The 14,331-nt window shown below is 39.3% G+C and carries 15 protein-coding genes; 13 read left to right on the top strand and 2 right to left on the bottom strand.

The genetic code is table 11. The features are described 5' to 3' along the window. The first annotated feature begins 311 nt into the window (after window positions 1–311). The 10 genes from MLOOGBEN_RS05555 to yajC all read left to right on the top strand — a co-directional run bounded on the left by MLOOGBEN_RS05555 (window position 312) and on the right by yajC (window position 8,580). Window positions 312–1,034, top strand: coding sequence for an SDR family NAD(P)-dependent oxidoreductase (locus MLOOGBEN_RS05555; RefSeq protein ID WP_179157254.1), 723 nt, complete (start codon window positions 312–314; stop codon window positions 1,032–1,034). Then, the gene (locus tag MLOOGBEN_RS05550) at window positions 1,034–2,062 is read left to right on the top strand and encodes an S-adenosylmethionine:tRNA ribosyltransferase-isomerase (protein ID WP_179157253.1); all 1,029 of its coding nucleotides are present in this window, start codon (window positions 1,034–1,036) and stop codon (window positions 2,060–2,062) included. The genes MLOOGBEN_RS05555 and MLOOGBEN_RS05550 overlap by 1 nt, the downstream gene beginning before the upstream one ends. Window positions 2,063–2,074: 12 nt before the next feature. Beyond that, complete coding sequence (locus MLOOGBEN_RS05545) at window positions 2,075–2,440, top strand: VOC family protein (protein WP_179157252.1); 366 nt, start codon at window positions 2,075–2,077, stop codon at window positions 2,438–2,440. A 98-nt stretch (window positions 2,441–2,538) separates the two neighbouring features. Further along, entirely contained in the window at window positions 2,539–3,648 is a 1,110-nt protein-coding gene (locus MLOOGBEN_RS05540) for a GAF domain-containing sensor histidine kinase (protein WP_179157251.1), read from the top strand. Window positions 3,649–3,659: 11 nt separating this feature from the next. Beyond that, window positions 3,660–4,304, top strand: coding sequence for a response regulator (locus MLOOGBEN_RS05535; protein ID WP_179157250.1), 645 nt, complete (start codon window positions 3,660–3,662; stop codon window positions 4,302–4,304). 108 nt (window positions 4,305–4,412) lie between these two features. Further along, a complete protein-coding gene (gene ruvA / locus MLOOGBEN_RS05530; RefSeq protein WP_179157249.1) occupies window positions 4,413–5,021 on the top strand; it encodes a Holliday junction branch migration protein RuvA in 609 nt (202 codons plus the stop codon). 11 nt (window positions 5,022–5,032) lie between these two features. Further along, the gene (gene ruvB / locus MLOOGBEN_RS05525) at window positions 5,033–6,034 is read left to right on the top strand and encodes a Holliday junction branch migration DNA helicase RuvB (RefSeq protein WP_179157248.1); all 1,002 of its coding nucleotides are present in this window, start codon (window positions 5,033–5,035) and stop codon (window positions 6,032–6,034) included. A gap of 25 nt (window positions 6,035–6,059) precedes the next feature. Continuing rightward, window positions 6,060–7,088, top strand: coding sequence for a tRNA preQ1(34) S-adenosylmethionine ribosyltransferase-isomerase QueA (queA, locus tag MLOOGBEN_RS05520; protein WP_179157247.1), 1,029 nt, complete (start codon window positions 6,060–6,062; stop codon window positions 7,086–7,088). A gap of 22 nt (window positions 7,089–7,110) precedes the next feature. Further along, window positions 7,111–8,250, top strand: a complete 1,140-nt coding sequence (tgt, locus tag MLOOGBEN_RS05515; protein ID WP_179157246.1) for a tRNA guanosine(34) transglycosylase Tgt — start codon at window positions 7,111–7,113, stop codon at window positions 8,248–8,250. Between the two features lie 30 nt (window positions 8,251–8,280). Beyond that, on the top strand, window positions 8,281–8,580 hold the full coding sequence (yajC, locus tag MLOOGBEN_RS05510) for a preprotein translocase subunit YajC (protein ID WP_179157245.1): 300 nt from the start codon (window positions 8,281–8,283) through the stop codon (window positions 8,578–8,580). Between the two features lie 41 nt (window positions 8,581–8,621). Here the strand turns inward: yajC and MLOOGBEN_RS05505 are convergent, their stop codons facing one another. Continuing rightward, a complete protein-coding gene (locus MLOOGBEN_RS05505; protein ID WP_179157244.1) occupies window positions 8,622–9,029 on the bottom strand; it encodes a TIGR04086 family membrane protein in 408 nt (135 codons plus the stop codon). 173 nt (window positions 9,030–9,202) lie between these two features. Between MLOOGBEN_RS05505 and MLOOGBEN_RS05500 the strand changes: the two genes are divergently transcribed. Next, window positions 9,203–9,865 carry a DUF421 domain-containing protein gene (locus tag MLOOGBEN_RS05500; RefSeq protein ID WP_179157243.1) on the top strand — a complete coding sequence of 221 codons (663 nt, stop codon included), beginning with the start codon at window positions 9,203–9,205 and terminating at the stop codon, window positions 9,863–9,865. A gap of 36 nt (window positions 9,866–9,901) precedes the next feature. Here MLOOGBEN_RS05500 and spoVB read toward each other — a convergent pair whose 3' ends face one another. Beyond that, window positions 9,902–11,452 (bottom strand): stage V sporulation protein B, encoded by a 1,551-nt coding sequence (spoVB, locus tag MLOOGBEN_RS05495; protein WP_179157242.1) that lies wholly within the window; start codon window positions 11,450–11,452, stop codon window positions 9,902–9,904. A gap of 137 nt (window positions 11,453–11,589) precedes the next feature. Between spoVB and MLOOGBEN_RS05490 the strand changes: the two genes are divergently transcribed. Both MLOOGBEN_RS05490 and secDF read left to right on the top strand, forming a co-directional pair. Further along, window positions 11,590–11,886, top strand: a complete 297-nt coding sequence (locus tag MLOOGBEN_RS05490) for a post-transcriptional regulator (protein ID WP_179157241.1) — start codon at window positions 11,590–11,592, stop codon at window positions 11,884–11,886. Window positions 11,887–12,038: 152 nt separating this feature from the next. Then, a complete protein-coding gene (secDF, locus tag MLOOGBEN_RS05485) occupies window positions 12,039–14,303 on the top strand; it encodes a protein translocase subunit SecDF (RefSeq protein ID WP_179157240.1) in 2,265 nt (754 codons plus the stop codon). The last annotated feature ends 28 nt before the right edge of the window (window positions 14,304–14,331 follow it).

The following is a 14,331-nucleotide window of genomic DNA, read 5'->3' as shown; positions in this document are numbered from 1 at the left end:
TGACCGAACAGGCAGTAAAAATAGGATTTGAGTCACTCCAGCCTACTTTGAGTGACCGAACAGGCAGTAAAAATAGGATTTGAGTCACTCCAGCCTACTTTGAGTGACCGAACAGGCAGTAAAAATAGGAGTTGGGTCACTCCGCCAACCTGGAGTGACTGAACAGCAAGCAAAAAAAGACTTTTTTATTAAGTTTCTTTGTATCTCATCCTAAAGTTGTAGATAAAGTTCAAGCTTTTTTCTGAGGGAGGAATTACCAAAATCCTTTAAGCTAAAGACATCAAGTTAAACACTTAAAGGAGCGATTCATAATGAAAAATAAAGTGGTTATGATTACAGGTGCATCAAAAGGGCTGGGTAGAGCATTATCATTAGCATTTGCAAAAGAAGGTGCACGACTTGCAATCTGTGCTCGATCATCTAAAAAATTAATTGAAGTGAAAAATGAAGCAGAGGAACTGGGTGCTGAGGTGCTCGCTGTTACAGCAGATATTTCACTATCAAGAGATGTGGAAAGATTTGTGGCGATGGCAGAGGAGGCATTTGGTCAAATTGACATTCTCATAAACAATGCTTCGATTCTCGGTCCAAGTCCAATGCCGCTCTTGCTTGACTATCCTGAAGAGGATTTTGCGGAAGTCTTGCGGGTCAATTCTATTTCGCCATTCCTGGTAACAAGAAGAGTTATTCCGGGAATGCTGCAGCGCAATCAAGGCTCCATCATCAATGTTACCTCTGAAGCAGGCAATGTTGGCTATGCTGGCTGGGGTGCATACGGGATATCTAAATTTGCTGTTGAAGGTCTTACTGAAACCTGGGCAGATGAACTTAGTGAAACGAACGTCCGGGTAAACATGGTCGACCCGGGGGAAATGGATACAGAAATGCACCAATTAGCGGTTCCTGACTGTGATTATCCATTAGCAAAGCCTGAGGATGTCGTTAACGTGTTCTTGTATTTATCTTCCGAAAAGTCAGTGGGAACCACAGGGCAGCGATTTGAGGCTCAAGAGTTTACAGGGGAGGGATTATAATGGCAGCAACGGCATTTGATTTCTATTTACCTTCTGAGTTAAATGCTTCTCATCCCCCTGAAAGACGTGGAATAAGAAGAGATCATGTGAAGATGATGGTTTTAGATAAGAAAACTGGAAAAGTCAGGCATGACCGATTTTTCAAACTTGCTGATTATCTAAAGCCAGGTGACCTAGTTGTTATGAACAACAGTAGAACAGTACCAGCAATCCTTAAGGCCGGATTGTTTAGAAATGCAAAACGAATCCAAGCAGATATTGAAATCCGGCTTGCCAGACGCATCAATGAAGAGACGTGGAATGTGTTAATCGTGACAGACAACGTTGGATTAGGTGATATCCTGCATTTTTCGCCAGAACTGACCGCAGTTGTTATTGAAATAAAAAAAGAATCACCATTAAAGACAATCCTTTTCTCGAAAAAAGGAACAGATCTTTTTAATAGTATTTATGCGCTCGGGGAACCAGTTCGCTACGAATATATCCATAACAAATGGGGGCTGGATTATTATCAAACAGTATTTGCAAGCCAGCCCGGGTCCGTTGAAATGCCGTCTGCCGGAAGAGCATTTAGCTGGGAGCTTTTGTTCAACCTTCAGCGGAAGGGAATAGAGCTTGATTTTATTCAGCTTCATACGGGGCTTAGCTATTTATTGGAAGACGATTATGAACCATCACCAACTGAAAATTTCGAAGAATATCATCTGTCTGAAGAAACGATTGAAAAAATCGACAACACAAAAGCTGCAGGTGGAAGGGTAATTGCCGTAGGAACAACGGTAGTGAGAGCACTAGAGTCTGCAGAAGTGACTGGCAAGTTAAATGGTGTGACCAATCTTTATATTAATCAAAATTTCCCGCTGAAAATGGTCGATGGAATTATAACAGGTTTCCATGAACCAAAAGCAAGTCACCTTGATATGCTTACAGCATTCGTATCCCAGGAGCTATTATGGAGTGCCTATGAAGAAGCGATTGATCAACAGTATCTATGGCATGAGTTTGGGGATATGAATTTAATATTATAATGGGGGTTGGCCATGCGTTTTCACCATTTCGCAATTGAAGTAAAAGACATGGAGACATCAATAGCTTTCTATCAAAAGTATCTCTGTCTTCAGGAAGAAGGTAGACTCCAATTCAATAAAGAGGATATTGTCTTTTTAGCAAATAATAATTTCAGGCTAGAACTGATTTCAGGAGAACAACAAAACGTCTCCCAGGGTATTCATATATGTTTTGAAGTCGACAGTGTTCAAGATCTAATGAAGACCTTTATAGATGATGGGATTTTTGTTTCAGAAGGTCCCTACAAGCTGAAAAATGGCTGGAAAACTGTTTTTTATGAAGGCCCTGACAAAGAGGTAATTGAATTTTTACAGATTAAGGAGAAAGCTGACTATTAATTTATCAGCTTTTTTCCCGGTTTCCTGCTTGCCACGAAGCTTGTGATACGACTATGATTTAATCAATAGATACAGAGATTTTGTGCGGAGGAGAGGGCATGTCTAGAAATGAAGAAATCGGCATTTTAAAGGAAATTGCTGAACTTTTGAACGAAGGTGTAGATTCCAAGACTGTTTTATCAGGGGTATTACGAAAACTTTTGCACCTAACCGGACTGCAAACAGGCTGGATTTTTCTAATAGATGAAAAAGGGCAGCATCAACTGGCTGCTAAAGAGGCTTTACCTGAACCATTGGCACAACAAGATCACCTAAGAATGTGTAAGGGTGATTGCTGGTGTGTCAGTCGATACAACAACGGTAAATTGAACAAGGCGGTTAATATTATCGAATGTCAGCGAATTGAGAATGTTATCCTCGAAAATGCTGGTGACACGGGCGGTCTGACCCATCATGCTACTGTACCGTTAAGGGCAGGGAATGAGCGATTTGGATTATTAAATGTCGGTTCACCTAATAAAACGCATTTTCAAAAAGATGAACTAGCACTTCTTGAGGCTGTTGCCTTTCAAATAGGAACCTCTCTTAAAAGAATAAAGTTAACGCAAAGAGAGCAGGAGACTGCACTCATTTCAGAGCGAAATCGACTCGCACGGGATTTGCATGATTCCGTTAATCAATTACTTTTCTCTTTAAGTTTGACAGCAAGAGCAGGCAGAGAAATGACTGAAAACGAAGAGGTTAAACAAACTTTTGCCTATATTCAAGATCTCTCTCAGGAAGCACTTGGGGAAATGAGAGCGCTCATTTGGCAGTTAAAACCGCAGGGACTCGAAAATGGAATTATTTGTGCCTTAAGAAGCTATGCTGAGATGCTCGGGTTAACCATTGATGCCAAGCTAACGGGAATCTCAAGCTTTCCTGAAAAAATAGAAGAAGCTCTGTGGAGAATTGGACAGGAAGCGCTTGGTAATTGTAAAAAGCATTCACAGGCAACACATGTTTCCTTAGTTTTAAATAGAAGCAGTGATTCTGTAACAATGAAAATTCAAGATCAAGGCTGTGGTTTCTATTATGATGAGAAACTCGAACTGCCATCTTTTGGATTGAAAAATATGAAAGCCCGAACAGAGTCTTTAAAAGGGACATTCCTTTTAAGCAGCGAACCGGGAAGCGGAACAGAGATTCAAATACAGATTCCAATTTAGGGGGAGTAACAATGGGGATTCGTATATTAATCGCAGATGACCATCATGTGGTAAGACGAGGGTTGGCATTTTTTCTAAAAACTCAACGAGATATTGAAATTATTGGTGAAGCGGGCAATGGTAAAGAAGCAGTTGAACTAGCCCGAAAATTAAATCCTGACCTAATACTCATGGATCTGGTTATGCCGGTGATGGATGGAATACAAGCAACAAAGATCATTAAAACTGAAATGCCGGAAATAAAGATTATGATGCTGACAAGTTTTTCTGACCAGGATCATGTCATCCCAGCGTTAGAAGCAGGTGCGTCTGGCTACCAGTTGAAAGATATCGAACCTGATGAGTTGATACTCTGTATTAAAAAAATCATCGATGGTGAAAATCAGCTTCATCCAAAAGCTACGTCTCATCTACTGGTCAATTTATCAAATAAAGACAAGAAAGATGATAACAAGTTAATTTCTGAGTTAACGAAAAGAGAATTGGATGTTCTCAAAGAAATTGCAAGAGGAAAAAGTAATAAGGAAATTGCTGCCTCGCTGTTTATAACGGAGAAAACCGTGAAAACTCACGTTTCAAATCTTTTATCCAAACTTGAATTGGCAGATCGAACTCAAGCGGCCCTTTTTGCGGTAAAGAATCAACTCGTAGAGTAATAAATTACAGAATATTTTTATTCTTTCCTTCATAGACTTCTTTTTCTATTCCTTTAAATTTATGTGATAGAATGGAGAATACATGAAACGCTGAGGGAGAGAAAGCGATTGTACGATTTTATTAAAGGAACCGTTGAGTTTGTTGGTCCTGAGTATATTGTGATTGAGAATAATGGGATAGGCTACCAAATATCAACGCCGAATCCGTTTATTTATTCTGGTAAAATGAATACTAATGTTACTGTCTATACATATCACTACGTTCGTGAGGATCTAATGGCGTTATATGGTTTCGAATCTAGAGAAGAAAAAAAGCTGTTTACGAAATTGTTGAATGTTTCTGGGATTGGCCCAAAAGGTGCGCTGGCCATCTTGGCTTCCGGTGAAGTACAGCAAGTCGTTTCAGCAATTGAAAATGAAGATGAGAGCTTCCTGATGAAGTTCCCAGGGGTCGGCAAAAAAACAGCAAGACAAATGATCCTTGATTTAAAAGGGAAATTACAGGATATTGTTCCAGATTATTTTCCGAATTTATTTAATGCTGATAAATTCGCAACACAACAATCAACTAATACTGCTTTTGAAGAGGCAGTCCTTGCCTTGAAGGCACTGGGCTATTCTGACAAAGAAGTGAAAAGGATCTCACCAGAGTTAAGAAAAGAACAGCTGTCAACCGACCAATATATTAAAAAAGCCCTGCAGCGGCTTTTAAAATAAGGTGATTATTCATGGATGAGAGAATTATTTCTAGTGAAGCAGACCAGAGCGAAATCTCCTTAGAGCAAAGCCTCAGGCCGCAAACGTTAAAGCAATACATTGGTCAAGATCAAGTGAAAAAAAGTCTTGAGATTTTCATTGAGGCTGCAAGACTCCGCAAGGAAACATTGGACCATGTTCTGCTATACGGGCCACCTGGATTAGGAAAGACGACACTTGCTGTCATTATTGCTAATGAAATGGGTGTTAATATCCGGACAACCTCAGGTCCTGCTATTGAAAGACCTGGCGATTTAGCCGCGATTCTTACTGCACTTGAACCAGGTGATGTATTGTTTATTGATGAAATACATCGCCTGCCAAGACAGATTGAAGAGGTGCTATATCCGGCTATGGAGGATTTTTGTCTGGATATTGTCATTGGAAAAGGACCAAGTGCACGTTCAGTTCGACTGGACCTTCCACCTTTTACGCTTGTCGGTGCTACAACGAGGGCAGGCTCTTTATCCGCACCGCTTCGCGATCGATTTGGAGTTTTGAGCAGACTCGAGTATTATAAGGAAGACCAATTAAAAAATATTGTCTTACGAACAGCAGATTTATTTGAAACGGCAATTGACGAACAGTCTGCTGCCGAGATAGCCAGAAGAGCAAGGGGAACCCCTAGGATAGCCAACCGTTTACTTCGCAGGGTAAGAGACTTTGCGCAGGTAAAAGGAAATGGTGAAATAGATATCGACTTAGCTAGGAAGTCTTTAGAGCTTTTGCAGGTAGACAAACTCGGCCTTGACCATATTGACCATAAGCTCCTTAAAGGGATTATTGAAAGATTCAGGGGCGGACCTGTGGGCCTTGATACGATCGCAGCATCTATAGGTGAAGAATCTGAAACGATTGAAGATGTTTATGAACCGTATTTACTGCAAATTGGCTTTTTACAAAGAACACCAAGAGGAAGAATGGTAACAGATTTAGTCTATCGCCATTTCGGCATGGAGCCGCCAAAACAGTAATTTTTGATAAGTAGGGATGTATTTTATGAAGGTAGATTTATTTGATTTTCATTTGCCTGAAGAGCTGATTGCACAAGTTCCGCTTCAAAACCGGACGGATAGCAGGTTAATGGTAGTGAATAAGCAAACAGGCGAATTAAAGCATGAAATTTTTAAAAATATTAGTGAATACTTGCGTGAAGGGGATTGCCTTGTCTTAAACGATACAAAGGTACTTCCTGCACGCCTTTTTGGTGTGAAAAAGGATACTGGGGCCAAAATTGAAGTATTACTGCTGAAGCAGCTTGAAGGTGATCACTGGGAAACACTTGTGAAGCCAGCAAAACGTATTAAAGAAGGTACAGAAATTGATTTTGGTGATGGATTACTTACCGCGGTTTGCACAGGAACCTCTGAGCATGGCGGGCGGGTATTGGAGTTTCATTACGAAGGTATCTTTTACGAGATTCTGAATCAATTAGGAGAAATGCCGTTACCGCCTTATATTAAAGAACAGCTTGATGACAGAGACCGGTATCAAACGGTGTTTGCCCGTGAGCCTGGTTCGGCCGCTGCTCCAACAGCAGGGCTCCATTTTACTGAAGAGCTGCTGAATGAAGTGAGAGAAAAAGGTGTTCATGTTGCTTTTATTACGCTTCATGTTGGACTTGGAACGTTCAGACCTGTCAGTGTTGATGATGTTTTAGAGCATGATATGCACTCAGAGTTTTATATGATTACCGAAGGAACAGCACGTTTGCTCAATGAAGTGCGTGAAAATGGCGGCAGAATTATTACAGTCGGTACCACATCAACCCGGACACTTGAGACCATCGCTTCCGACAACAATGGTACCTTTATTGAAAGCAGCGGATGGACAAATATTTTTATCTATCCTGGGTACCCATTTAAGGCTATTGACGGGATGATTACGAATTTCCACTTGCCAAAATCAACGTTGATCATGCTTGTTAGTGCGTTAGCGGGAAGAGAAAATATATTGCATGCCTATACTACTGCTGTAAATAAACGATATCGCTTTTTCAGTTTTGGCGACGCAATGCTCATCATCTAACGTTAAGGAAGGAGAAATATATTTGACTGCGATTCGATATGAATTTATCAAAACATGTAAGCAAACGGGTGCCCGTTTAGGAAGGGTACATACACCGCATGGTTCTTTTGACACGCCTGCATTTATGCCGGTAGGAACTCTTGCTACCGTAAAAACGATGTCTCCAGAGGATCTAAAGGAAATGGGTGCGGGTATTATTTTAAGTAATACCTATCACTTATGGCTTCGTCCTGGAAATGAAATTATTAAGGAAGCTGGCGGTCTTCATAAATTTATGAACTGGGACCGGGCTATTTTAACTGATTCTGGTGGCTTTCAGGTTTTCAGTTTGAGTGAATTTCGAAAAATTGAAGAAGAAGGCGTTCATTTCCGTAATCATATGAGCGGTGAAAAATTATTTTTATCACCTGAAAAGGCAATGGAAATTCAAAATGATCTTGGTTCCGATATTATGATGGCATTTGATGAATGTCCGCCATTCCCAGCTACATATGAATATATGCAAAAATCAGTCGAGAGAACTTCTCGTTGGGCAGAGCGCTGTTTGAATGCCCATCAACGGCCAAATGATCAAGGTCTTTTTGGAATTGTCCAAGGGGGAGAGTATGAGGAGCTTCGTAAACAAAGTGCGAAAGACCTTGTTTCTCTTGATTTTCCAGGATATGCAGTAGGCGGTTTGTCTGTTGGTGAGCCCAAGGATATTATGAATCGTGTACTTGAATTCACTACACCGCTTTTACCTGATGACAAACCTCGATACCTAATGGGAGTTGGTTCACCGGATTCCTTGATTGATGGGGCTATTCGTGGAATTGATATGTTTGATTGCGTTCTGCCAACTCGGATTGCCAGAAATGGTACATTGATGACGAGTACAGGTCGTTTAGTTGTAAAAAATGCCAAATTTGCAAAAGATTTCGGGCCGCTTGATCCAGATTGTGATTGCTACACATGCCGGAATTACAGCCGCGCCTACATTCGTCACTTAATAAAATGTGACGAAACATTCGGAATACGATTAACATCTTATCATAATCTATATTTTCTGTTAAGATTGATGGAGAAGGTCAGACAAGCTATCCGAGAGGACCGGCTTGGTGATTTCCGAGAAGAGTTTTTTGAACGTTATGGTTTTAATAAACCGAACGCGAAAAATTTCTAATAGATGCTAGAGTGAAAGGAGGGAAACAACATGCAAGGACTAGGTTCAATCATTCCATTAATATTAATGTTTGTATTATTTTATTTCCTACTAATTCGTCCACAGCAAAAACGTACTAAAGCAGTTGCTCAAATGCAAAACGAATTAAAAAAAGGTGATAAGATTGTCACGATTGGCGGTTTACATGGTTTTGTTGATTCAATCGATGAAAGCAAAGTCGTGATTAAATGTGGAGACGGCAGCCGTCTAACATATGACCGAAATGCGATTCGTGAAGTAACGGAATCTGCAAAAACTACAGCAACAGCAGATGTTTCTTTAGAAAAGTAAGATAGAAAAAAAGGAAGCCAAAATAACTTGGCTTCCTTTTTCTATGCTGTTCTCGAGTTGTTTGTGGCTATATTTACCCCAAGGATTCCACCCATCATCGCAATTAATGTATAGCAAACATGGTAGATAACCTGTTCAACATCAAACAGGCGATCAAATCCTAAATATTGGAACAAAAAGACAATAATGCTGTAAGTTAAGCCTGTTACCCCTCCGATTAGCCAGCCTTTTTGCTTTCGCTTTCCGCCAGAGAGAAATCCTCCTCCGAATAGTGCTATAAAGGAAACTGCAGTTACAATGTATTGAAGTGAGATTTCCCGAACTGATGTAAATCTAAGAATTAATGAAAAAATGAGGCTGCTGACAAGCACAAATAAGAAGATAAATATTAACCCGTACAAAATAGCTGTACCAAAGCTTTTTGATTCGATTTGACTCTCCCCCTTCATGTTACCTTTCTTGGAATCAAGAAAACAGATTCTTACCTAGTACAAGCATATTCGCCTTATTAAAAAGTAGAATAAATATTTTTACAGTTTTTATGTTGATGGGAAATTATTCCTTAAATGATTAAGTTGAAATTGCTAACAATATATGAGAATGCAAAAAAGGGGCGAATGTAGTGGACCATTACTTAACAATTATATTTCGAACCATATTTTTTTACATACTTATCCTAGTTATTTTTCGCTTAATGGGTAAAAGGGAAATTGGGGAGTTAAGTATTCTCGACCTAGTCGTTTTTATCATGATTGGTGAGTTAGCTATTGTCGCAATTGATAATCCGAATAAATCAGTGATTCATACTTCGATTCCAATGGTTTTATTAATGCTTATACAAATTGTATTGGCAACACTTTCTTTAAAAAGTAAAAGATTTCGTGATCTTGTCGACGGGAAGCCAACAATTATTATTAATCGTGGGAAAATTGATGAAGAGGCAATGAGGAAACAACGCTACAACTTTGATGATTTGCTAACACAGCTAAGGGAAAAGGACATCAGGAGTATCGCAGACGTTGAGTTTGCCATTTTGGAATCCTCTGGCAGTCTCTCTGTTATCGAAAGAATGAATAATAGTGACGGAAATCCTAGGGATGGGGACATTACCATTCCATTAATCATTGATGGCAATATTGAAGAAGAAAATTTAATCCGCATTAATAAAACCAATCTATGGCTTCGCCAGGAATTAAAGAAAATGGGATATCGAGATGTTAGAAAAATATCCTTTTGTAGTTTTGAAAATGGCAAGTTCTTTGTGGATATTATGGACGAGGAGTAAGAAGACACGCTATCTGCGTGTCTTTTCCATTCTCTATCAAATCGGAATTAAATTACGTATGATGGGTATTCTTCTGAGTTCTTCTTTTTTAATGAGGCCCGCGAATATTAATAGGAAAATATAGATGAAGCTCATTCCAAAAGCCGCTGACAATACTCTTATTGCTAAATGCTCACCAAGAAGAATGTGATTAAATAACCAATAGCCAATCCAAGCTGAGATGCCCATGATGATGGCTCCTTTTAGGTAATCTCGAATGTGAAAGCTAAAAGAAATTTTCTTTAGGACAGTGGCAAAATGAAGCATTGTTACTAACACGAAACCCACAATAATGCCCAATGCCACTCCTGTTATTCCGAAGGCAGGCTGTGAAGCAAGTAAGAAGATAACAGCTGTTTTGATAACAGCCCCAATTAAACTATTGATCATTGCTGCTCTAGCCAGGTTCAGTGCTTGTAATACTGCCTGAAGCGGACCCTGATAATAATAAAATAAAAAGAATGGTGCCATTATGCGAATAAAGTAAGAGCCTTTTGTTGATCCGTACATGAGCTCCATCAATGGGTCTGCCAGCACATATAGGACAATAACGGACAAACCGCCGCTTAAAAAGGCAAATCGTAATGCTTGCTGCAGCCGATGTTCAATTAATTGATGATTATTTTGTGAATTGGCTTCACTAATGGCTGGGACAAGAGATGTTGCCAATGCATAAGTTATAAACGATGGCAGCATTAATAATGGCATGGCAAAACCAGTTAAAGAACCGTATTGTTTTGTAGCGGCGATGGTGGCAACCCCTGCAATCGCTAAACTATTAACGACAACTATGGGTTCGAAAAACCATGCGACGGAACCAATCATTCTGCTCCCCATGGTAGGCAAGGCAATTTCCATTAGCTCTTTGAAGGTTTTCTTTCCAGAATGGACGAATTGGAAAAAATTCTTTCTTAGCTTAAATCGTTTTTTTAATTTAAAGGCAGTTAATAAATAGATCAATGACGCCACTTCACCAATGATTGCAGCTACCATGGCCGCGGCGGCAGCATATTCAATTCCGTAGGGCAGAAAGGCTCTAGTCATAACGGCAATTAGTGTAATTCTCACAAGCTGCTCTAAAATCTGCGAAATAGCGGAAGGGCGCATGTTTTGTCTACCCTGGAAATAACCTCTTAAAACAGAGGAGATGGCGATAACAGGTACAACGGGTGCAATCGCGATTAAAGGATAAAACGTTCTTGTGTCCGTAAAGAGAGTGGTAGACAGAATAGGTGCTAACAAAATGAGAGCTGGAGTAAAGATAAGCGAAAGCGAGATGGTTATGGCCAGAGAAACCACGAGGATTTTTTTAATTTCTTTATGATCTCCTCTAGCTTCCGCTTCAGCAATATTTTTTGAAATGGCGACAGGCAGTCCCATTTGTGTTAAGGTCACAACAAGGATAAAGGTGGGAAAAGCCATCATATAGAGGCCGACCCCTTCTTCACCAATACTTCGAGCTATGACAATTCTGTTAATAAATCCAAGTACTCTCGTAATTAATCCTGCTATTAATAGGATAAAGGTCCCTTTTAAAAACTTCGACATACTACTTCCCACCTTCTCAAAAAAGAAGAATTCATATACAATTAATCTATATGCATAAGGGTGGACAAAGCATGACAAGGTGTTTTTTATTTTAAAGACAAAGATAGAGACTTAAATGTCCAAAGGGGGCAACATCATTGGAGAAAAACCACGCTTACAATCATTTTCGGACTCAGGTTGAACCAGCATTAATCAGCAAGCTGGAGGAATTTCGCCTCCTGGGTTACAAAGAAGTTTCAAAAAGTGGACTTTGGGATTTTCTAACAAAAAAGAAATGGAAGAAGGTTAACGAGGAAATAAGAATTTATGAAATTATTGATGATATCCTTTCGGTTAAGGTAAGTGATTACATCAGCTTTACGACTATTGAAACGTATAAAAACCATGATTTTAATCTAGAAGATGAAAATGAAATGAAGGAATTATTAAAATAAAACACAACCTAATTTTTTAATGGACTTATCTAGAATAAATTGACAGTAATTATAAACTATTTCATAATGAAAGCAATGATTTTTTATTATTTTTACAAAAGGCTGTGACTGGCAGTGCTATGGATTTAGGCCCTAAGGAGGAACATTACATAATGGTTAAGCGCAGTAGAATTATCGCTTTCCTGCTAGTTGTTATACTAATAGGAAGCACAATGGGGGTTACCTCCACAGGTATATTAAAAGACATTAAACTTGGTTTGGACCTGCAAGGTGGATTTGAAGTCTTGTATGAGGTAGAACCTGCCAAAAAAGGTCAGGAAATTAACAAAGAAATTATGGCTAGTACTGCAGAAGCACTGGATAAGCGGATAAATGTTCTTGGTGTAAGTGAGCCAAATATCCAAATTGAAGGTGAAAATCGAATTCGTGTTCAGCTTGCTGGGGTAACCGATCAAAATGAAGCGCGGGAGATTCTATCTACTCAAGCGAATCTTACTTTCCGTGACGCCAATGACCGCGTGATGATGGACGGGGCAGATTTAGCGGAGAATGGTGCGAGCCAGACTTTTGATGAGAACGGGGCACCGAGTGTTTCATTGAAATTAAAGAGTGCTGATACATTCAAAAAAGTTACCGAAGAAATCGTAAAAATGACACCGAATAATTATCTAGTTATATGGCTTGATTTTGAAGAAGGAAAAGATTCATTCAAAACAGAAATCACAAAAGAAGATCCTAAATTCTTATCCGCTCCAACCGTAAGAGAAATTTTCAATCAAAATACAGTTTCAATCGTAGGCAGCTTTACAGCAGAGGAAGCACAAGAGCTGGCTTCACTTTTGAATGCTGGAGCACTGCCTGTAAAGCTTAAAGAAGTATATTCAACATCTGTTGGAGCTAAATTTGGTGAGCAGGCATTAAATGAAACAGTCCTTGCAGGTATAATTGGTATTGCACTTGTCTATTTATTTATGTTAGTTTACTATCGTTTCCCAGGATTCATTGCTACAGTGACATTGTCAATCTACATCTATCTTGTTTTATTAGTGTTTGACTGGATGAATGCAGTACTAACCCTACCAGGTATCGCTGCACTTATACTAGGGGTTGGTATGGCAGTTGACGCCAATATCATCACCTACGAACGAATCAGGGAAGAAATTAAGGTAGGCAAATCAATAAAATCTGCTTTCCAAGCTGGAAGCAAAAGTTCATTTTCTTCGATTATTGACGCTAACTTAACCACGATCCTAACGGCTGCCGTGCTATTCTTTTATGGGACAAGCTCCGTTAAAGGGTTTGCAACAACATTAATTGTCAGTATTTTAATGAGTTTTGTTACCGCTGTATTTGGTTCTCGTATCTTCTTAGGTATGTGGGTAAACAGTGGATTCCTTAATAAAAAGCCAGGCTGGTTTGGTGTCAAGCAATCAGATATAAAGGATATTGCCGAGAACTATGACACATTAGATTTGCCAACTAGATGGGACAGATTTGATTTCGTAAAGGTTAGAAAACTGTTCTTCATGGTCTCGGGTGCTCTATTAGGAATAGGGTTGATTATTCTTCTAGTATTCCGTTTGAATCTATCTATTGATTTTTCTAGTGGTACACGGATAGAAGTATTGTCAGAAAAGCCTTTGACAACTCAACAGGTAGAGGATGCTCTTGAAGACATGAATATTAAAACAGATGACATCCTTATTTCTGGTGAGAATAAAGAAATTGCTTCGGCTAGACTTAAAGGTGTGTTATCGAAAGACGAAATTGCATCGTTAAAAGAAGAATTTAATAAGGAATTTGGTGCAGAGCCAAATGTTAGTACCGTTTCACCGACAGTTGGGAAGGAAATAGCTAAAAATGCTGTGATAGCTTTAATCATTGCCTCAATTGGGATCATTATTTATGTAACGATTCGATTTGAAATGGCGATGGCCATTGCTGCGATTGTTTCCTTGATGCATGATGCATTCTTTATGATTGTGTTTTTCAGTATTACTAGACTGGAAGTAGACTTAACCTTCATCGCTGCTGTGTTAACCATTGTCGGGTACTCAATCAATGATACAATTGTTACCTTTGACCGTATGCGCGAGAACTTGATAAAGAAAAAGCGTCTTAAAACCTTTGAGGATATAGCCGAGGTTGTAAATGTAAGCTTACGCCAAACATTAACACGTTCTTTTAACACCGTTCTTACTGTCATGGTAACGATTATCGCTCTCATATTCTTTGGAAGCGAATCGATCCGCAATTTCTCAATTGCGATGTTTGTCGGATTAATTTCCGGTGTATACTCATCTGTCTTTATTGCTACTAATCTTTGGGTTGTTTTAAAAGCAAAAGAACTGAAAAAGAAAGGTACCATCAAGACGGTAAAAGAAAAGCGAAAGTACTCTGATGAGCCACAAGTTTAACAAATGTTAAAACCGCAGACATTCTGCG

This window comes from Bacillus sp. EB106-08-02-XG196, assembly GCF_013396335.1.
In the GTDB taxonomy this organism is placed as follows: domain Bacteria; phylum Bacillota; class Bacilli; order Bacillales; family Cytobacillaceae; genus Neobacillus.
Note: the sequence above shows the minus strand (reverse complement) of the source record. Positions and strands in the feature narration are given on the sequence as shown.